This window comes from Brucella sp. 22210 (assembly GCF_052045675.1).
GTDB lineage: Bacteria > Pseudomonadota > Alphaproteobacteria > Rhizobiales > Rhizobiaceae > Brucella.
This window is the reverse complement of sequence record NZ_JBQEPD010000039.1, coordinates 1-20,767: the sequence shown is the minus strand read 5'-3', so window position 1 is coordinate 20,767 and position 20,767 is coordinate 1. Positions and strand designations below refer to the sequence as shown.

Sequence of the window (20,767 nt, the reverse complement as noted above, 5' to 3'; positions counted from 1 at the left end):
ACAACCAGGATCACCTGATCCGGCTCGGAGCCCGGAGCGGTCGAGATATTGACCGTCTGGAAGAAATCCAGAGCTTCAAGACGACGCTTGGCGCGCTGCACCATGACCTGATTGAAGGCATCGCCTTCGTTCATGTCGAACTCACGACGAATCACGTAGTCGCGCGTCTTGTCGTTGCCGCGGATTTCAATGCGCTGAATGTAAGCGCGCGGACCCTGATCGACACTGTAAACGACCGAGATCGTGCGGTTTTCGAAGTTACGATCGCCGCGCGGCTCAACCTTGGCAAAAGCATAACCGCTACCGGCAACGCTTTCGGTCACAGCCAGAACGGAATCTTCAACTTCCTTGGCGCTATAAGCGCGACCCGAACGGGTCTTCACGAGACCGCCGAGCGCGTTGGTATCAACGCCATCAACGGTGCTTTCAACGCTCACATCACCAAAGGTATAACGCTGACCTTCATCGACCGTGATGGTGATCGTGTATTCATTGGTCGACGGATCAAGAACCGCATTCGACGAAACAACGCGGAAATCCGCGTAGCCGCGATTGTAATAGAAGCGACGCAGCGTTTCTTCGTCAGCCTGCAAACGGCCTTCGTCGTAAACGTCATTACGGGTCAGCCACGACAGCGGGTTCGAACGCTTGGTGGAGATGACATCGCGCAGACGACGGCCGCTATAGGCCTGATTGCCGACGAATTCGATATTGGAAATCTTGGTGCGCGAGCCTTCGTTGACTTCATAGACAACGTTGACGCGACCCTGACCGAGATCGACGGTGCGTGCATTCACGGTCGCATCGCTGCGTCCGATATGTGCATAGGCAGCCTTGATGGCTTCCTTGTCCGATTCCATCGTCGCCGCATCGTAAGGCGAACGCGGCTTCAGCTGGACGGCGCGCGTCAGATCAGGATCCTTGATCTTCTTGTTGCCCTGGAACAGGACATTATTGACCACGGAACGTTCGTTCACGGTCACGACGAGCGTGCTGCCGGACTGATTGATGCGAACATCCGAAAACAGGCCCATGGCGAAAAGACGCTTCACCGCAGCATCAATATCAGCGCTGGTGAAGGCCTTACCCGGACGAATGTCGATATTGTCGCGAATGGACTGCGCATCAACACGCGTATTGCCGCGAACGTCGATACGGCTCACAACGGCAGCTTCCGCGACATTCACGGATGCCAGCGAGAGCGCTGCAGTACCCGAAGCCACTAGAGCCACCGACATGGCGAGCGCAGAGGCCGCATCGAAGAAACGAGATACTCCAGACATATACGCGTGCACTTTCATTGCGACTGTTCATTATAAAGCCGACTAGGGAGACTCTAATGGAAGGGTTGTCATACGAAAGGCACTGACGAACAATCAGAAATTTGTAACAAGAATTTTCTGGATATTTCTACGCCTACATCGTCTGCGCCAGCCTTTTGCATTGATCACGCAAAAGGCACCAATAATCATGCGAAAATGATCCATTCGCTCGCGGCTTTGATTTTCTAGGCCATGTTGACAAAGTGCGGCATCCATATTTTGACGGCGGCGATGGCTAGGAATGCCTCGAAAGATTTTCTGGTTTTGTCGTATCGAGTGGCAATGCGACGAAATTGCTTTAACCTATTGAACATACTCTCGATGCGGTTGCGATCCTTGTAGGCCTGAAAGTCGCAAGCGGGAGGGTTTTTCCGGTTCGCTTTGGGCGGAATAACGGGCGTTATGCCACTCCACAGCAGGGCGTTCCGAATGTTGTCGCCATCATAGCCTCTATCGGCGAGCAACAGTCTGGGCTTTTTCACAGGAATGGACATCAAGTCTTCAACTGCATTGTAATCTGAAGCCTCTCCGCCTGTCAGAACGAAGCCAAGAGGGCGTCCCTGACCGTCTGTACGGGCGTGGACTTTTGTCGTAAAGCCGCCGCGTGATCGACCAAAAGCCTCCTTATAAGGGTTATGTCGCAAATTTTTCATCAGGTTAAAAGCGGCATGATCTTCAGATGCAATTACGCTGCAAGCTTCGCAAAGACCTCGAATGGCGAGCGGTTGTCATTGGCAAATTGGTTCTTGCGGATCATATGTGCCACTTCGATGCCCGCGATTGTCGCTGAGGCTGAATGAAATGCCTTGAAGCCCAGCATGTGTTTGGTAATTCGCTTGATAAACCGGTGATCCTGCTCAAGGATGTTGTTGAGATATTTAACCTGCAGGATTTCAATTATCTTGCTGTGACCGGTGAGTTTCAGGATTGTGTTTACAGCTTGTTCTCCGGCCAGATTGGCTCCGCTTTTATCAATGACAATTTTGTCTGGAACATCGTTGGCTGCGATGGCTTTCTTGAAGAAACGCCGTGCAGCACCGAGATTTCGGCGTTCGGCGAGCATGAAATCAAGCGTTTGTCCGTCACGATCAACGGCTCGGTACAGATAGGTCCATTGACCACGAACCTTGATATAGGTCTCGTCAACACGCCATGACGCAAGCGTTCGACGTTTACGCTTCTGTGCCTGATCTGCGATCTGTGGCGCGTAACGGACAACCCAACGGTTCAATGTTGCATGGTCAACGTTCACACCACGTTCGGCCATAATTTCCTGCAGGTCACGATAGGAACCGGGATAGCGCACGTAGAAGAAAACGGCGTAAAGGATGACACTTTTAGGAAAATGAGCCCCTTTGAAATCGATTGCCATACCCTGTCACCTCACTCAATTATGCGCTCCGAAGGGACAGTAGCGCAACAGAAGTGAAAATTTCGCGACAGAACCCTCCGTTGGCAGTCCGCCATCTTTCTAACAGATCAGCATTGGCGACGGTTGGTCCGCCATCGAACCCGCATGCGAAGTGCCAAAGGTTAAGTGGTCAAGCGAAAGCTGTTCAAGAGTGTGCCGGTGCAGACCGACGTGAATGGCAGCTTTCGGGGCCACCTATCGGAGGGCGGAATGGCGGATTAGAAAGCGCGTTGTCGCCATTGGTTTACGATCCGCGGGTGGACCATTTTGCGAGTTCGTAGCGCAGTTCACGCTACGTTCGACTTTAGTGCAGGATTTTGAACTGCTCTTGTTCCGTCCCCTGATTGCTAGAACGACCGCTTTGAAGATCGCGTGCGTGCTACGTAAATGTCAGCAATCGGGGCGCGCAGCCGACAATTACCAAACAAGATCATACGATTATGCTTTTAGTATGATTGTGTGCACGGCCGCAGCTTGCACCGCTTTTGGCGAATAGACGAGCGGACGATGGTTTCCGTCGCGCCAGTTGGCGTGAAGGTCCTGATAATGCAATGCGTTCGGAATGCCCGACTGTCCGGGATTATTGACAAATAGGCTGTTATCCCAATCCCCGACATCGATTACCATGCGGACAGACGGTCCGGCCAGAACGGAAAAATCCGCCAGACGGTAGTTGGCATAGTTGAGTGTCGAACTGCTTCCGCCAAGACCGATGGGTGCCAGAGACCAGTTTTCTTTAGTCAGCGCTTGCAACGGGTGCTGCAAATACAGCTTGTGGATTTGTCCCCATGACCAGTGCTCAGGATCAGCACCCATCAGGGTTTCGCATTCCACCCAGCCGTCATTGAGGCTTTGGATGATGCGCTCAACCATCTGCTCATCGGCTTGTGTTCCTTCCAGCCACGTCACGACGCTCGGCGCATCAAACGGCATAAGCAGCGGAACAATCTGAGGGGTTGCACCCTCCATTCGGGCGGCAAGCGGGCCGAGATGTTTGCTGAACCAAATCTCGAAAAACGCAGCGCTCGCAGACCGAGCTGCGAGACCGCCATCCCAGTCTCGAAGCAGTGGCCAGAGCCGCGACGCAGTCACCGCTGGCATGGCCGACAAACAGGCGCACACGCGCGCGGCAATCGGTGAAAAAGTCGAGCATTGCAGGCGCGCGCAATCCGCAAGCGAAATTGGCTCCATTCGTGACAGTTCGTTATGAAGCGTATTATGCCTGCTGCTGTCGAGCCACTCGTAGCCAATGGCTGGATTCGAACGCGACCAGTCGTCGGGCAAATTCATCGCATTGGCCGTCGCCACGAAACCGCGAGCGGGGTTGATCTCTTGAGGACCGGCTTGCGGCGGCAAATATCCGTCCCACTCATAACGCCCATCGCCCGGCACAGGGAGAAGCCCGTCCCAATTGTTGCGAACGGGCGTCGCTCCGGATGGTTTCCACGCGATCGTGTTGCACGTATCGGCAAAGATATGATTGACGGATGGACACCCCCATCCCGCCAGTGCATCCGCATAGTCCGCATAGCTGGTTGCACGCATTACCGAAAGACTGGCCATATAGGGCGCCATACCCGGATCCATCCAGACGGTGCGCAATGCAAAGGCACGATTGCTTTCAGCATCCTGATAGAGAAGAGGGCCGTGGCGGGTGAATTTCAGCGCAACCGTTTGATCAGGATAGCCCTTGACGGAAATCGGTTCTTCTATCGTCTTGACGGGTTCCCAGTCCTTGACATAGGCATAAAGATCGGGGGTGCTTTCCTTTGTTCGATAGACATAGATATCTTCCTGATCCACGCCGAAAATGGTCAACCCAAAAGCAGCAGTGCCGTTGTGGCCCATTGATATGCCGGGCACCATCGGTTCACCGGCACCGATGACGTCCAGTCCCGGCATGGAAAGGTGCACGACATAGCGGATCGACGGTAAAACATGTGTGCGATGCGGGTCGAGAGCTAGGATTGGTCGACCTGTACTGGTTTTCTCCGCGGATATAGCCCAGTTGTTGGAGCCTTCTTCGAAAGAGGCCCTGACGATTTCACCAGACGAGGTAATCGTGGTCCAGAGGCCAGCCTCCTCAAGTGTGGCTGCAAGCCGATCCCTGGAGAAGGTCGCCGGGCTGACGGCGAGATTGAAATCACGCAGAACGCGATCCGTCATGACCGCTGGATCGAACCCGTCAACCGGTTGCGGGACGACGCCATGCGACAATTCTTTTCGCAACTGATCGAGCTTGCCGCCAAGTTCGTTTCCGGCGGCTGCCATCACTTTTGATCGTAGAAGTTCGGATGATGCATTGCGCGTGAGCGAGTGAGTTCGTACGCGCACGACATCTTCCGGCCTCCAGCGATCTGGTCGGTGACCAAGCAACAGAAATTCAGGAGGAAGCGCTATCGATCCCGCATCGCAGGCATCGACATAGGCATTGATGCCATGGGCAAATGCGGTGCAGATTTCTTCCGAATCCGGTCCATAAGCTTTCCATTCGGGAGCCATGTCGCCGCGATAGAGCAGCAGCCTTGCGGCCCTGTCCTGTTCAAGGTAACCGGGACCGAAGTCGCGCGCCAGCAGGCCGAGACCGCGCTTGCGCGCGATATCAATCTGCCAGAGGCGATCGCGTGCGGCGTTCCAACCCTGTGCAAAGAAAAGATCATGAAGGTTGTTGGCTCGAATATGAGCAACACCCCATTGATCCACCGTGATGGTGACGTTCTCTTTCAGGCCCGTAATCTGATGGGCATCAAATTTCATCTCATCCGACTTTGCATTGAACATCGCCGCACCTGCCACGCTTTATTCAAGCCCGAGGAAAAGGCCCGCATGAAGGCGGGCGCGTTCAATCAGACTGTCCTCAAAGATATGCTCGCCCAAAGTATGCAGCCCTTCGCCGCGCACACCGATGGAATCGAGCGTCGGTATGCCGAGCGCGCCAGTGAAATTACCATCAGACCCACCGCCCGAACTCTGTGCCGTCATCGTAAAGCCGATCTCCTTGGCAATGTCATTGGCGTAGTCGAAGAGCTTCATATCCTGCGGCTGCGCATTTTCCCAAACCGGGCGTGTCACACCGCGTGTCACGATAAACTCGACATCGTCTTTCACGCCGGCAAGCGACATGATCCGTGCAACACCGTCTTCGAGATCCTTCCGGGTTTTGGCCATGCTGAGCGCTTCGGCCTTGCAATTTGAGGAAACGCAATTGACCCACTGTCCGGCCTGAATGACACCGACGGAGAAAGTGCAGTCGTCGGTCGTCAGAGCTTCGATATCGATGATCTTTTCCGCCATGCGGCGGATGGCGGAACGGCCTTCCGCCAAAAGCCAGCCGGCATGGCTGGGTCGTCCGACCGTCTCGAGATTATAGCGTGCAATTGCATAGCGCCCCACCACAGCGCCACCATCGCGCCGCGCCGGTTCGGGCACCAGAACATATTTGTTCTTGAGCGCCTCCTGTTCGATCAGGCCGCGCGTCGAAGGTGTGCCGACTTCTTCGTCGGGTGTCAGCAGGAACGTAACGGGCAGTTTTGTCGTCAGCCCCGAGCGAACGATCTGGCGCATGGCTTCAAGAGCGACGAAATTGCCACCCTTCATATCCTGAATGCCGGGACCATAAATCTTGCCGCCTTCGCGGCGATAGGGGTTCACATCGATGACGCCGAGCGGATGCACGGTATCAAGATGGCCTGACACCAGAACGCCCGGCTTGCCCTGATCCGTATGCGGAAAGCGTGCGCGTAAAGAGCCCCCAAATCCCATGCGTCCGGGAATGAATTCGATGCTCGCACCAGCGGCTGCAAAATCATAAGCCGCAGCATCCACCATGCGGTTTACGGCCGCCGCATCGAAGGTCGGGCTTTCCGTCTCGATCCATGGGCGCAGGCGCGCAATCATATCGTCGAGATCAAACGGCAGTTCATGCGTACTCATGCAGCTAATTCCTTATTCACTGGCAGGCGAGTTTCCACGATCCGGGCATAGATGGACGACCCGATGGGCAACGTTGCGGGATCGAGCGTAAAGGCGGGATTGTGAAGGGCTGCTTTGCCGCCATGCAGCACATTGATGTAAGCGCCAGGTACACGGGCGAGCATATCGGCAAAATCTTCACTGCCCATGAAAGCCGGGCAATCGTCGGTCACATTTTCTTCGCCCAGCACATCGCGTGCAGCCGCAACATAGGCGTCGGCCAGCTCATGATCGTTGCGCAGCACATCAAAAACATTGCGAAGATCGACATCAACCGTAATGCCATAACCCGCAGCCACACCGACGCAAATCTCACGCAAGCGGCTTTCGGCAAGATCGCAAACGCGCTTTTCGAAATAGCGGATCGTCCCGGTGATTGTAGCCACTTCCGGCACGATGTTATAGGCGCTGCCGGTGTGGAACTGCGTGCAGGAAACGACACAGGCTTCAGTCGCCGGAATGTTGCGAGAAACGATGGTCTGCAACTGACCGACCAGATCGGCACCGATCACCAGTACATCGCGCGCATTATGCGGCTGGGCAGCATGGCTGCCTTTGCCTGTCAGCTTGATGTCAAAGAAGCTGGCACCGGCCATGGCCGCGCCCTTGCGGATGACCGCTTTGCCAAGCGCTCCCAAAGGCTGATTGTGCATGCCGTAGATTTCATCACACGGGAAACGTTCGAACAGTCCTTCCGCAATCATACCGCGTGCACCGCCGAGTCCTTCTTCAGCCGGCTGGAAAACGAATACGGCGCTGCCTTCAAAATTGCGGGTTGCGGCCAGATATTGCGCGGCGCCCAGCAACATCGTTGTGTGCCCGTCATGGCCGCATGCGTGCATGCGTCCGGGGTTTTGCGAGCTATAAGGAACGCCGGAAATTTCGTCGATCGGCAGCGCATCCATATCCGCGCGCAGTCCAACCCGACGATTGCCAGCATTACGCCCGTTCAGGATGCCGACCACGCCGGTCTTGGCAATACCGGTATGAACTTCGTCGAAGCCCCACTTTTCCAGAAGATCGGCAACAACACCCGAAGCGTGTTTCTCCTCAAAGCCAATCTCGGGATGTCGATGCAGATCCTCGAAGACCGCGCGCATCTCGCCGGCTTTCTCCTCAATAAACGGTATGATGGGCATGATTTCATTCCTGTTCAAAATCACTCGGAAAATAGGGGCTGCTCCCTGCTGCCCCCAATCAGACAAAGATCAGGCGACTGGCGGCCCGCCGCAAAATCCCAGAAGCGACCGGGGGCCGCTTCAATCAGCGCGCGCGTATAGTCGTGTGACGGGCTTCCCAGCACATCGGCCGCTTCTCCCTGCTCGACCACCTCGCCACGCTTCATCACCAGCACTTCATCACAAATTTGCGCCGCGACCCGCAGATCGTGCGTGATGAAGATGATGGCGATACCGGTGTCCTTCTGCAGTTCTGCCAGAAGATCGAGAACCTGCGCCTGCACCGACACATCAAGCGCCGACACAGCCTCGTCTGCAACCAGAATATCCGGACGCAGCGCAACCGCGCGGGCGATAGCGATGCGCTGGCGCTGCCCGCCCGAGAACTGGTGGGGATAACGCTTCAAAGCATCTTCCGGCAACGACACGATCTTCAGGAGCCGCTTGGCTTCCGCCACGGCCTCCTCATAAGGGACACCATAATTCAGCGGGCCTTCGGTCAGGCTCTGCTCGATGGTCCAGCGCGGATTGAGCGAGCGGAACGGGTCCTGAAAAACGACCTGGAGTTTTTTGCGAAATGGCTTCATATCGCGCTTGCCGAGATGGGCGATATCGCGACCGTCGACAACGATTTCACCTTCCGTCGGCTCGATCAGGCGCATGATAGATCGCGCTACCGTCGTCTTGCCAGAACCGGATTCACCGACGATACCGAGCGTGCGACCCGGTTGCAGATCGAAGGTCACCTCGCGCGATGCATTGACACCGGGCTTTCTGCTGAAAATGCTGCCGCTCTGATAGGTCATGCCAAGATTGCGAACACGGATAACTGGATCGTGTCCCAGCGGTTCGCGCGCCGCACGTGGAACGAGGCTTGGCACCGAACCGAGCAGGTCTTTGGTATATTGCTGCTGCGGTTGCGTCAGCACCTGCCGGATGGTGCCGCGCTCCACGATCTCGCCGCTGCGCATCACGCAGACACGATCCGCGATTTCGGCAACCACACCCATATCATGCGTGATGAACAGCACGGCGGTTCCATGCTTTTCCTGCAATTCCGCAATCAGCGACAGAATCTGCTTTTTTGTCGTCACATCAAGCGCCGTGGTCGGTTCATCGGCAATCAACAGCATCGGCTCCAGAATGAGCGCCATGGCGATCATGATGCGCTGGCGCTGGCCACCGGAAAGCTGATGCGGATAGCTCTGATAGATGCGCTCGACATCTGGCAGATGCACTTGTTCCATGATGTTGATGACTTTGGCGCGTTTGGCTTTCGCCGACAGTGCTGTGTGAATGTCGAGGACCTCGGTGATCTGTTCGCCAACCCGCATGACAGGATTGAGCGCCGTCATCGGTTCCTGAAAGATCATGGAAATGCGCGTGGCGCGCATTTTCTTCATGTCGGCAAGCGACAGTTTGAGAAGGTCGGTGCCATCCAGCTGGATTGCACCGCCTTTCACCTTGAGGGCATCCTTGGGCAACAGTCCCATCGCCGTCAGGGAGGTCACGGACTTGCCTGATCCGGATTCACCGACAAGGCAAACCGTTTCACCTTTGCGGATATCAAAGCTGACATCACGCAGGACGGGCGTGCCACCCGGTAGGGCGACGATGAGGTTCTCCACCTCAAGCACAACAGGCTCTTGCGAGAAATCACGATTGCGCAGTTCCATATCAACCCTCCCGCTTCTTGAGACGTGGATCGAGACTATCGCGCGCTGCATCGCCCAGAAGATTGATCGACAACACGCACAATGTCAGCAAAAGGCCGGGCCAAAGCACAATCGACGGCTTGATGCGGAAGAACTGGCGGCCTTCTGACATGATGTTCCCCCAGGTCGGAATTTCAGTGCTGATACCCGCACCCAGGAATGAAAGGATCGCTTCGGTCAGGATTGCTGATGCGACGATATAGGTGCCCTGCACGATCAAGGGCGCCATCGTATTCGGCAGAAGGTGCCGGAAGAGAATTTTCGGCGTGCTGGAACCGAGGGCCATTGCCGCTTCGACATAAGGCTCCTCTCTGGCGCTCAGAATAACCGACCGTACCAGACGTACCACGCGTGGGATTTCGGGAATGGTGATCGCAGCGATCACCGAACCGATGGACGGCCCATTAAGCGCAACGAGTGCGATGGCAATCAGGATCGAAGGCATCGCCATCAGGGCATCCATCATGCGCATGATGATGGTATCGGCAGTACGGAAGAAACCAGCGATGAGACCGATGAACACACCGGCTGCAATCGATGCCGCCGCTGCAAGAAGCCCAATCAGGAGCGAGATGCGCCCGCCGAGGATCATGCGCGAGAAGAGATCACGACCATAATTGTCCGTGCCGAGCAGATATTCATCCGAAGGTGGTTTCAGACGCATCAGAGGGTTCATAGCAAGAGGATCATGCGGTGCGATCCAGGGTGAGATGAGGGTAAGCAGAACGATTGCGGCGAGAAGAGCGCCCGCAACCAGTGGAACGATACCGACGCGAGCGACGCGCGGCAACGAGAACAGGCGAAGCATCCAGTGCATGCCAGCCGATGTCGATTCAGAGCGCATCAGTAACGAATCCTCGGGTCAAAAAGGGTGTAGGAAAGGTCGATCAGCAAGTTGACGAACACATAAAGCGCGCTCGTCAGTAGGATCATGGCCTGAATGACGGGATAGTCGCGCGCGAGCACGGCATCCACGGTCAGGCGACCGATACCCGGAATATTGAAGATACTCTCGGTGACGACGACACCGGAGATCAGCAAGGCAAAACCCGTCCCCACAATCGTCACGACCGGCACGGCAGCGTTTTTGAGCGCGTGCACGAAAAGAAGGCGGCGGTCGCTCACACCCTTGGCCCGCGCGGTACGAATATAGTCCTCACCCAACACATCAAGCATCGCAGCGCGGGTCATGCGGGCAATGAGCGCAATATAGATGGAAGCCAATGTCAGCGCTGGAAGGATCGCGCGTTCCATGAACCCACCAAGACCGGATGAAAGCGGCTTGAAACCTTGCACCGGCAACCATCCGAGATTGACCGAGAAAATCAACAGCAGCACATAACCGACCAGAAAGACCGGCACCGAAAAGCCGAGAACCGAAAAGCTCATGACCAGATAGTCGATCCAGGAACGATGCCGCCAGGCCGCGACGACGCCCATGGGTATCGCAACCAAAACCGCAATGATGATGGTCAGGATCGCAATTGAAATGGTCGGGCCGATGCGTTGCGAAACCATATCCAGCACTGGTACGCCGGAAATCAGCGACACGCCCAGATCGCCCTGCAATATCTTGCCCATCCAGGTGAAATACTGGGTCAGGATCGGTTCGTTGAGGCCCATAGCCTCGCGAATGCGCTCCAGTTGTTCCGTCGTGGCGGCGTCGCCTGCGAGGATCGCGGCCGGATCGCCGGGCGTAAGACGTAAAAGGAGGAAGACGAAGATCGATACCAGTAACAGAACCGGCACGAGCGCAAAAATGCGTTTTATCAGATAGACAGCCATATACACGTCCCGTGTGAGGCAGAACCGGAGGGAGGAGCCGGTTCCGCGTTGGACAGGGAGTTATCGCGCCAGAGAGATTTGCAGCGCGATAGCCGGGGCAGGATTATTCTTCTGTCTTTTTCACATTCCAGAAGACCGGCACGGGCGAACCGAGCATATCGACCACATTGGTGCGGCGTCCCTGGGGCGGGTTATATTCGCCGAGCGGAATATAGAGGACATTCTCAAGTGTATGTGCCTGTATCTTCTCGACCACGGCCTTGCGGTCTTCCGGCGACTGCGCGGCGATATAATCCTTTTTCAGGGTTTCGATCTGGTCGTCTTTCGGCCAGCCGAACCAACCCTGATCGCCACGGCCGTTCAGCATCACCGAATTGAGCGGGGTTGCGATTTCCGGAATCTGCCAGTTGGTGAAGAAGATGTTCCAGCCGCCCTTTGAAGGCTCATCCTTGGAGGCGCGGCGACCAACCAGCGTCTGCCAGTCCATCGGCTGCATATCCACCGTGAAACCGGCCGCACGCAATTGCTGTGCGGCAACAACCGGCTGAGGCGACAGGCTCGTCACGTCGGTCGGCTGCATCATCACGACCGGCGTGCCGTCATAACCAGCCTTTTTCAGGAGCGCTTTGGCTTCCTCTATATTGCCCTTCGCCGTTAGGCTTTCGGCACCGATATCAGTGGCATTCGGGGTGCCACAACCGAAAATCGCGCCACAAACCTTGTAATAGCTCGGGTCCGCCATCAGCGCTGCCAGCACCGGCTCCTGCGACATTGCCAGAAAGGCAGCGCGCCGGATATCCGCGTTGTCGAAAGGCGGATGTTTGAAATTCAGACGGCCCATGGTCTGGTAGCCGAGCGGATCGCGCTTTTCCAGAATGACGGAATCGTCCCCTTCAAACAACGGGACCAGATCGACCGGCACCTGCTCCATATAGTCGACTTCGCCGCTCATCAGCGCGTTGACCGCAGTCTGCGCGTCGGTCATCGTGACCCAGCGGACCTTGTCCACATTCACGACCTTGCCCCCGGCCATCCAGCTCGCAGGCTCTTTGCGCGGAATGTAATCCTCGTTCTTGACGTAACTGACGCCGACGCCCGGCTGAAATTCCGCAGGCACGAATTTGAACGGGCCCGAACCGATATGTTCGGTAATGGCCGTATCGGCGGGAGTCGCAGCGATGCGGGCGGGCATTATGAAAGGCGGCAGTGCGGACTGTTTGGACAGCGTATCGAGGAACGGCGCGAAGGGCTCCTTGAGTGTCCATACCAGCGTCTTGTCGTCGGTGGCCTTGAGCGACTCCGTGACATCCATGATGAGCTGGCCGCCCGCGTCGCGCTTGGCCCAGCGTTCCAGAGACGCTACGGCATCGGCTGCGGTGACAGGCGCGCCATCGTGGAACTTGAGACCGTCACGCAGCGTAAAAGTGTAGACTTTCTGGTCGTCTGAAATCGTCCAGTCTGCCATTTGTGGCTGCGGTTTGAAATTCTCGTCCACGGCGATCAGCACATCATAGATCATATAGGCATGATCGCGTGTGATATGCGCCGTCGTGATAACTGGATCGAGGATACGCAGATCCGAATGCATGACGGCTGTCAGGGTTGTTTCAGCCCATGCATTGCTTGATAAACTACCAGCACCGAGTGCGATCAGAGAAGCGGCTATTCCGTATTTCAACCGGCGGAGAATGGGACCGGAGGTGGGGGATTTGAAAAACAGCATTTATGTGGTTCCTCTGAAGGTTTTTTCTTTATTTATGGATTGAATTCTTTCCCAAGCGGCTCGAGCCGGATGCCCGAGCGTAAATGTTTCCATGATAGTTGGGCCGGGCTCAGCGGCATGGCTCCGGGAGCCGTGCAGACCAAAAGCTTCTCGGCAATTGGCGCAAAGTCTGCGCGGAAATGGACAGAGCTTTTATTGACAAGAATGGCTTCCTGTTCCGGCTCTATACCCACCATGCGATACAGGGCGCGGTCGGCCATTTGCGCCAGATTGGTCGTGACGACGATGCGCGTTCCGCCAAGCCGCAGACATGCCGATGGTCCCATGTTCAGCCAGGTGCCGCCATAATAGGGCCCGGTGGCATGTGCCTTGCCGTCGGACAGTTTCTCGACCTGAAACCGGGCGGTGAACGGCGCGTCCCCAGCGATCCCGGACTTACCGCCCAGCGATATTTCGATCTCGGCTCCCTCGCCAGCGCGATGGGCGAGTGCCGCCGCCTCCGGATCGTGCATGCAGCCGATGGATGCCCTATTCGCACCGCAGGCCACAAGTGCCCGGAGCATCCCAGTCGTGTCGGAACTGCCTCCGGCGCCCGGATTGTCCTGCGTATCGGCAATCACGATGGGGCGCTTTGCATCGCGGGAAAGTTCAATCGCCTTTTCCACCCCTTCTTCGGGTTGATAGGCAATGCCTGCAAAAGATCCTTCCGCCGCGGCCAGCGCATTGGCAATGGCATCCGCACAGCGCTCGACTGTCGCGCGGTCCCAGCCATAAGCGAAAACAGAAGGACCGCATTCAGCAAAATCGGCGGCAGGAAATCCCATGAAAAGCGAAGCTGTCAGCACATTTTCCGGCAGGTCAACCGTCATGCCATAAAGGGCCTTGGCGGGCTGCTCGTCCGTGCATTGCCAGGCAATCGGGATGAGATAATCGCCCTGACGCATGGTCTTGTGCCAGCCTTTGGGCCAAACATCCGATTTGTCCATCAGGGCTTGCAACGCCTTGGCCGAACGATAACCGGTTTCAGCCATATCGACATGCGGATAAGTGCGGAAGCCGACCATCACATCGGAAAGATCGAACATGCGCTTTGTAATGTTGCCGTGCAGGTCGAGCGCGACTGCAATCGGTTCCTCCAGGCGGACGGCACGGATCCGCTCAAGAAATTCACCTTCGCCGTCATCGACATGCGCAGCAACCATTGCACCATGCAGATCGATAAAAATCCCGTCGAGCGGGCCGCAATCCTTCAGCCCGGCAACGATTTCCGAGACGATGGTTTCATAGGCCTCTTGTGTGACCGGTGCAGACGGGATGGCGCCGGCCCACAGGATCGGCACAACTTCCCATCCTGCTTCGTGGGCAAATTTCAGCGCACCGGCAATGCCGAGATTAACGTCTTGCGCTCGATCAATAATCGCGTCGCCACGCGACAGCGGAATATAACCGCCACCTTGAACGAACGCCGCCATATCGGCTGGAGCCGCAGCAAACGTGTTCGTTTCATGCAAAAAGCCAGCAACAGCCACGCGTTTTGACACGAGCATCTCCCATTTCATCGATTTGCCCCCTCGGGCAGGAACGTGTATCTCTCAGCGATACATCTATATCTATTTTTATCTTAGGGACCAATTTTGGCTCTTGTCAATCCTTGAACGGCGACTAAAGATTTTTGTCATGAACACATTTCGAGACCTTGGTGGCATCTCCACTTTTCACCCCGACGAAGGGGAAGCCTACAATGAGGATCCATTATTCCTGCGCTCTGTTGCGCGGACCGTGGCTGTCATGATGGCCTTTCAGAAAGCACGGCATCCGCTGTCACTGAGCCAGATAGCGACAGCAGCCGGGATTGACCGCAGCGCGGCCCAGCGCATCGTTCATTCGTTGCAAAAACTGGATGTGATCGCCCGTGATCCGGCAGATCGCGGTTACCTGCCGGGCCTGCGCATCCTCGACATGACTCATGACCTGTTGCGGCTCAATCCGATGCTGCAACGCGCCAACCCGATCATGCTGGAATTACGCCGCCGCGTGCGTGAGCGCGTCGATCTTTCGCTTTTCGACGATGTGCGGGTTGTCTATGCCGTGCGCATGCCATCGAAGCACGAAATCTTCAGCGCGACGCTCGTCGGTCATGCTGTTCCGACCTATTGCACGGCCGGTGGCGTTGCCATTCTTTCACGACTGCCCGACGAAAAAATCGCGGATATCGTCAGCCGCTCCGACCTGACGCCTTTTACGCCCCATACCGTTCGATCTCTGGAGGAGGTGATGGAACAGGTGAATGCCACGCGGGAACGCGGGCATTCTGTCTTGTGTCGCCAGCTTCTGCATGACGAAGTTGCTATTGGCGCAGCCATTCTTGATGCAGGTGGGCATCCGATCGGCGCGATTCACGTAGCTGGCAGCTTGCAAGAATGGAAGGCGGAGAGCTTCAGCAACAGTTTCGGACCACTCGTGGAAAATGCTGCACGCACAGTTTCAGAACGCCGGTAATCCCTTGCTTCGCACCGCGTTGAAGGTCGACAAACGAGTATACGACGCATTTGTGGCTGCCATCCACGCAGCGCTTCAGCAGAATGGGCAAACAGATCGAGACGTTGTGATGGGATGAATGTCTACTTCCCTCCCTTTACCGGCGCTGAGAGCATGATGAGCTTAGGACCGCTTTGAGGAGCGTGTAAGTGTTGCGCTGATGTCCGAAATTGGGCGCATTCCGGCCGATCCGGAATATTCCAATGATCCCAGCAGGCAATAAATTGTATCATTCCAAGGAGATTGATTCCGCTCAATCAAGCGGATCGACATAGTGAAAGTCATGGCCAACAGCGCCGCAGAAAGCCGCTTTCAAGTTAATCAAGAAGTTTGCCCGTGCCATCAGCGCCCGTTTCCGCCGTCGATTGGCGCACCGAAACGCTCGATACGATTGCCGCCGTCCTGCCGATGGATCGCCGCGATATGCTGATAGGCATTTTGACAGATGGAGATGTCGAGACACCACGCCATCTGGTCAATGAAGGAATATGTAGAGGCGGAGTATAGACGGGATGGCCTGCATCAAACGCCTGCCTACTGTGGGTGGTTTGGTTCAAAGTTCGTGAACAGGTTCGCCGTCATGTAGTCGATGAAAACGCGCAAGCGAGGAGATACGAGACGGTTGGACGGCCACAGGATGCTGAACTGCCCCGGATCGGCGAGATGGGCGTCAAGAACCGTGTGAAGAAGGCCAGCGTCCACAGCACCCTTCGCTAAAAAATCCGGCATGTAGGCGATGCCCATACCGAAGATCGCGGCCGCGCGCAAAGCCTCCATGTTGTTGCAGGTTATAGGTGACGGGCGGCGGAAGGGATCGACTCCATCTGCATCTGTAAGTTGCCACACTTGGAGCTTGCCCGAAGTCGGGAAACGGAACCGAAGGCAATCGTGCTGTTCCAGTTCGTTGGGAGATTGAGGTGTGCCGCTCCGTTCCAGATAGGTTGGGGACGCGCATAGAACAAAGCCGAACGACCCGAGGCGGCGCGACATCAGGCTTGAATCACTCAATGCTCCACTACGGATCACCGCATCCAGCCCCTCTTCGACCACATCCACGAGGCGATCATTGAAGTCGATGTCTAGATCGATGTCGGGGTAGCGCCGACGAAACTCCGGGATGACCGGCAGGAAAAAACGGTAGCCGATTGTTGGCACACTCACGCGGAGCCGACCGCGTGGAGTGCGTGTCGCATCCGATAGCATCGCTTCGGCGTCACGCAGGTCGTCCAGGATGCGGCGGCAACGCTCGTAAAACGCCGCGCCTTCCTCCGTCAGCGAAATGCGTCTGGTTGTGCGATGAAAGAGTCTGGCTCCGACGCTCTCTTCCAGCTTGGCGACGTTCTTGCCGACAGCGGAGGCGGATATGCCGAGCGCGCGGCCAGCGGCCACGAAACTCAGATGCTCAGCTGCTTGCACGAATGCCATGATGCCGGTCAAACTCTCCATACCGATATATTAAGGAGGTTTTCTCCGTAATCAATGGAATTGAAGGCCGTTTATCGTGCTTGTGTTCCACGATAAATCCAGCTTGCGGCTGGATGAGTGTCTGCGTCGCTCTTTCCCAGAAACCGATGGAGAACCGCGCATGGTCGCTGCGATAGCTGAAACACCAACCGGCAAGATGCCGATCCTGATGGCGATCTGCCTCGCTGCGCTTGTTCTCCCTCTCAGCTTCTCCGGCGGCGCGGTCGCGACACCGGCGATTGGTGCCGACCTCGGCGGCAGCCCGACCACCCTGAACTGGATCACCAACGCATTCATGTTGACCTTTGGCAGTTCGCTGATGGCAGCGGGAGCTTTGGCCGACCAGTTCGGCCGCAAGCGCCTCTTCATGATGGGCATAGTCGCGTTCGCGCTTCTCTCCCTGGCGTTGAGCCTTGCCCCCTCCATCCTTGTGCTCGACATTCTTCGCGCGGGACAAGGCTTTGCGGCGGCTGCCGCGCTCGCAGGCGGGACGGCTGCGCTCGCGCAAGAGTTCGAAGGGCACGCGCGGACAAGAGCGTTCAGCCTGCTCGGCACTACCTTCGGCGTCGGATTGGCCTTCGGTCCCCTTCTGGCCGGATTCCTAATCGCACTTTTCGGCTGGCGGGCGATATTCCTATCGGGAACGATCATCGGTGCGCTTTCGCTGCTTCTCACCGCCAAGCGAATGCGGGAGAGCCGGGACCCCAATGCGGTCGGCCTCGACTGGCCCGGCGCGATCACTTTCACCGGAATGCTGGCGTTCTTCACCTTCGGCGTCATCGAAGCGCCGGAAGTCGGTTGGAGTCACGCGATTGTCGTGGTGTCGTTGCTCGGTGCAGCCCTGATGCTCACCGCATTCATCCTCGTGAAAACGAGATCGGCACGACCTATGCTGGACTTGTCCCTGTTTCGCTACCCTCGCTTTGTCGGCGTTCAGGTTCTGCCGATTGCCACATGCTACTGCTACGTCGTCCTTCTGGTCCTGCTGCCGTTGCGCTTCATTGGTGTCGGCGGACTGAATGAGGTCGAAGCGGGCCTGCTACTCATCGCCTTGTCCGCACCGATGCTCATCGTGCCGATCGCCGCATCCTACCTTGTCCGCTGGCTATCGGCGGGCCTTCTCTCCGGCATTGGTCTCCTGCTGGCTGCAATCGGGCTCTTCTGGCTCGGCCGCGTCGATCCCGCATCCAGCGGCACGGCGGTGATCCTGCCGATGCTTGTCATTGGCGTTGGAACCGGCCTGCCGTGGGGACTTATGGACGGGCTTTCCGTCAGCGTGGTTCCCAAGGAACGCGCTGGCATGGCGACCGGCATTTTCAGCACGACAAGGGTGGCGGGAGAAGGTGTCGCGTTGGCAATCGTCAACGCCATTCTCGTTAGCTTTGCGAAAGTCCGACTGGCCACGGCGATCCCACAAGACGGTGCGGAAGTGAGAGCGGCAGCACAAAGGCTGGCTATGGGCGATGTCCGTGGAGCATCTGTGCTCTTACCCGATCTGAAGGCATCGGAAATCCACGAGAGTTATGCCGTTGCCTTTCAGCATTTGAGCATCGTGCTCATCGTCATCACCGTTGTTTCCGCGCTCATTATCTTCGCGTTGCTCCGTCAACCGGCCTCGGAAACGAGCAAAGCGAACGGCGAGGCACTCAAGGCCGATCATTCAGCGGCAGGGACAGAACTTTAGCCGGTGGTTCGCCGGTCATCACAGCGCTTGTCATGGAGCAACAGAAGCAAGGAGAAACCGCACGGCCTGCGCCTCCGGCTATCTAACCGAAGCCGCCAATCGTGGCATTCCGCTGCCTGAAGCCATGGAACAATCCCGCCATCGCTCCGTGCAGCAAGCCTCCGACTATTACAACAATGCCAGGCGGCGCAGCGGGCGGGCGTCGCGATTGCTTTAAGGCTCGCCACTGTCGATCGTTTCAATTTTAACCGATGACACAAATGCACCATCGGTCTCCACGGTTGGATGTTTATGAACCTGGTGACCGCATAGTCCGGCTAGTCCGTGCTTTGATCCGGTCTCCAAGTTTTTACAAGATCGAGCAGTCCGGGGAAACGAACATCAAGATCCTCCGTCCTGACCCGACTGCGCCTTTCCAAGCCATACTGTCTTTGCCGGATCAGTCCGGCCTCGCGTAAAGATTTGAAATGGTGCGTCAAAGACGACTTTGGGCGATCGAAGCCGAACCAGCTGCAAGCGTGATCGTATCCCTCTGATTCAAGCAATAACTTGCGAATGATGGTCAGGCGCAAAGGATCGGCCAGCGCTGCAAGCACTGTTTCTAACCGAATATCCTCAACTGACGGCTCAGAAAGAGGGGGCGGAAGATCAATCGGTGCAGTCTTTGTGATGGTCATGACTACTCATATAACACAGTAGTACGACTATTGTCGAATTATATGTACGATTTTATTCCAACTGAGATAGTACGAATAAACTCGTACTATCATAGGAACTCGTTATGTCGTCCTATCGCACACGCAATGACAAACTTTCTGCATCCGCCACTGCCACCAACCCATCCTGGCCCATGTGGGCCGCCGCCTGGGTAGTGACAGCAGTTTTCATTCTCTCAAACTCGGCAACCCCGCTCTATGTGCGTTGGCAAACAGAGATCGGTTTCTCGTCAACAACGCTAACAGCCGTCTTCGCAGCCTACATACTGGGCTTGCTACTTACACTGCTTGTCGCGGGACAGCTCTCCGACCACTTTGGTAGACGCCCGGTATTGATACCCGGTCTTCTGGCAGCGATAGCTGCGTGCCTTCTGTTTGCAGGAGCGACTTCGGTCATTGAGTTGATTGCTGCACGCTTTCTGTCCGGAGTGGCCGTCGGGGTCGTGGTGTCGGCGGGTATGGCAGCCGTTGTCGATCTCGGAGGAACGGAACGAAAGCGACAGGCGTCGTTGATTGCCTCGGTTTCAATGGTCTTGGGAGCCGGATTAGGACCATTGCTAGCGGGCGGCATTGCATCAGCAGTTATTGAACCCGTCGTCGCCATCTTCGCTGTTGAGCTTGCGATTTTACTCTCGGCCGGGATCGCTTTGCTCATACTACCCCTGAAACAAGGTTCGCTTGGTTCCGATCGACCACTGCGTCTTCACCTGCCAAGTGTTCCTCCCGCCAATCGCCGTCATCTTCTGTTCGGCATATCGATTTTTGGGCCCGGTATAACAGCAACCTCTTTCGTGCTTTCGCTTGGCCCTTCCCTTTTGTCACGACTGCTCGAAATCTCCAGCCCTCTTGTTGCCGGTGGCATGGCCTGTACCATGTTTCTGGCCGCAACAGGTATCCAGTTTGCTACTCACAGGCTTTCAGTACGCACAGTATTTCTGATGGGCGCAGCGGCAACGGTTTTCGCGATGACTGGAATCGTATTGGCTATTACATTTTCGAACCCGATCGCACTAGGGCGTAGACTCATAAACTGATGCACCAGATGCGGACAGCGATCAGTTTGACAGCAGCAAGGAAATTGTCCGGGTTCTTGTCGTAACGCGTGGCGATGCCACGATAGTGTTTGATGCGATTAAAGAAGCGCTCGACCAGGTTTCTTTGGCGATATACCCATGGCGAGAACGCGAAGACGTCCTTACGGTTGGATTTGGGAGGAATATTGGCCCAGATTTTCCGTTCTGCTGTTGTCTTCCGGATCG

At 56.4% G+C, this 20,767-nt stretch carries 16 protein-coding genes and 3 pseudogenes; 5 read left to right on the top strand and 14 right to left on the bottom strand.

All coding sequences use genetic code 11. From position 1 onward, the window contains the following. The 11 genes from bamA to ACTJKP_RS23605 form a co-directional block, all read right to left on the bottom strand. Window positions 1-1,283: outer membrane protein assembly factor BamA (bamA, locus tag ACTJKP_RS23655; protein ID WP_440632418.1), on the bottom strand; the 1,283-nt coding region annotated here is incomplete at its 3' end. 224 nt (window positions 1,284-1,507) lie between these two features. Then, window positions 1,508-1,975, bottom strand: a complete 468-nt coding sequence (locus ACTJKP_RS23650) for an IS5 family transposase (protein WP_440632417.1) — start codon at window positions 1,973-1,975, stop codon at window positions 1,508-1,510. Window positions 1,976-2,007: 32 nt separating this feature from the next. After that, window positions 2,008-2,694 (bottom strand): IS6 family transposase, encoded by a 687-nt coding sequence (locus ACTJKP_RS23645; protein ID WP_440632416.1) that lies wholly within the window; start codon window positions 2,692-2,694, stop codon window positions 2,008-2,010. Window positions 2,695-3,171: 477 nt separating this feature from the next. Then, window positions 3,172-5,514 (bottom strand): penicillin acylase family protein, encoded by a 2,343-nt coding sequence (locus tag ACTJKP_RS23640; RefSeq protein WP_440632415.1) that lies wholly within the window; start codon window positions 5,512-5,514, stop codon window positions 3,172-3,174. 18 nt (window positions 5,515-5,532) lie between these two features. Then, complete coding sequence (locus tag ACTJKP_RS23635) at window positions 5,533-6,666, bottom strand: M20/M25/M40 family metallo-hydrolase (protein WP_440632414.1); 1,134 nt, start codon at window positions 6,664-6,666, stop codon at window positions 5,533-5,535. Continuing rightward, entirely contained in the window at window positions 6,663-7,844 is a 1,182-nt protein-coding gene (locus ACTJKP_RS23630) for a M20 aminoacylase family protein (RefSeq protein WP_440632413.1), read from the bottom strand. Before ACTJKP_RS23630 ends, ACTJKP_RS23635 begins: the two co-directional genes overlap by 4 nt. A gap of 20 nt (window positions 7,845-7,864) precedes the next feature. Continuing rightward, on the bottom strand, window positions 7,865-9,559 hold the full coding sequence (locus ACTJKP_RS23625) for an ABC transporter ATP-binding protein (protein WP_440632412.1): 1,695 nt from the start codon (window positions 9,557-9,559) through the stop codon (window positions 7,865-7,867). A 1-nt stretch (window position 9,560) separates the two neighbouring features. Next, window positions 9,561-10,442, bottom strand: a complete 882-nt coding sequence (locus ACTJKP_RS23620) for an ABC transporter permease (RefSeq protein ID WP_440632411.1) — start codon at window positions 10,440-10,442, stop codon at window positions 9,561-9,563. After that, window positions 10,442-11,383, bottom strand: a complete 942-nt coding sequence (locus ACTJKP_RS23615) for an ABC transporter permease (protein ID WP_440632410.1) — start codon at window positions 11,381-11,383, stop codon at window positions 10,442-10,444. Before ACTJKP_RS23615 ends, ACTJKP_RS23620 begins: the two co-directional genes overlap by 1 nt. Before the next feature lie 103 nt (window positions 11,384-11,486). Next, window positions 11,487-13,106, bottom strand: a complete 1,620-nt coding sequence (locus ACTJKP_RS23610) for an ABC transporter substrate-binding protein (RefSeq protein WP_440632409.1) — start codon at window positions 13,104-13,106, stop codon at window positions 11,487-11,489. Window positions 13,107-13,138: 32 nt separating this feature from the next. Next, on the bottom strand, window positions 13,139-14,653 hold the full coding sequence (locus ACTJKP_RS23605) for a M81 family metallopeptidase (protein ID WP_440632419.1): 1,515 nt from the start codon (window positions 14,651-14,653) through the stop codon (window positions 13,139-13,141). A 130-nt stretch (window positions 14,654-14,783) separates the two neighbouring features. Here ACTJKP_RS23605 and ACTJKP_RS23600 point away from each other — a divergent pair, with 130 nt between their 5' ends. Next, on the top strand, window positions 14,784-15,605 hold the full coding sequence (locus ACTJKP_RS23600) for an IclR family transcriptional regulator (protein ID WP_440632408.1): 822 nt from the start codon (window positions 14,784-14,786) through the stop codon (window positions 15,603-15,605). Window positions 15,606-15,980: 375 nt separating this feature from the next. After that, window positions 15,981-16,133: pseudogene (locus ACTJKP_RS23595) on the top strand (integrase); the annotation flags it as partial. A 45-nt stretch (window positions 16,134-16,178) separates the two neighbouring features. Here ACTJKP_RS23595 and ACTJKP_RS23590 read toward each other — a convergent pair. Then, the gene (locus ACTJKP_RS23590) at window positions 16,179-17,090 is read right to left on the bottom strand and encodes a LysR substrate-binding domain-containing protein (protein ID WP_440632407.1); all 912 of its coding nucleotides are present in this window, start codon (window positions 17,088-17,090) and stop codon (window positions 16,179-16,181) included. A 139-nt stretch (window positions 17,091-17,229) separates the two neighbouring features. Between ACTJKP_RS23590 and ACTJKP_RS23585 the strand changes: the two genes are divergently transcribed. Beyond that, window positions 17,230-18,792, top strand: coding sequence for an MFS transporter (locus ACTJKP_RS23585; protein ID WP_440632406.1), 1,563 nt, complete (start codon window positions 17,230-17,232; stop codon window positions 18,790-18,792). Window positions 18,793-18,865: 73 nt separating this feature from the next. Next, window positions 18,866-19,009, top strand: a pseudogene (locus tag ACTJKP_RS23580) (integrase); the annotation flags it as partial. 100 nt (window positions 19,010-19,109) lie between these two features. Here ACTJKP_RS23580 and ACTJKP_RS23575 read toward each other — a convergent pair. Continuing rightward, window positions 19,110-19,469 carry an ArsR/SmtB family transcription factor gene (locus tag ACTJKP_RS23575; RefSeq protein ID WP_440632405.1) on the bottom strand — a complete coding sequence of 120 codons (360 nt, stop codon included), beginning with the start codon at window positions 19,467-19,469 and terminating at the stop codon, window positions 19,110-19,112. A gap of 104 nt (window positions 19,470-19,573) precedes the next feature. On the opposite strand from ACTJKP_RS23575, the gene ACTJKP_RS23570 reads away from it, so the two are divergent. Next, a complete protein-coding gene (locus tag ACTJKP_RS23570; protein WP_440632404.1) occupies window positions 19,574-20,542 on the top strand; it encodes an MFS transporter in 969 nt (322 codons plus the stop codon). On the opposite strand, the pseudogene ACTJKP_RS23565 reads toward ACTJKP_RS23570, so the two are convergent. After that, window positions 20,532-20,767: pseudogene (locus ACTJKP_RS23565) on the bottom strand (IS5/IS1182 family transposase); the annotation flags it as partial. The gene ACTJKP_RS23570 and the pseudogene ACTJKP_RS23565 sit on opposite strands and share 11 nt — an antisense overlap.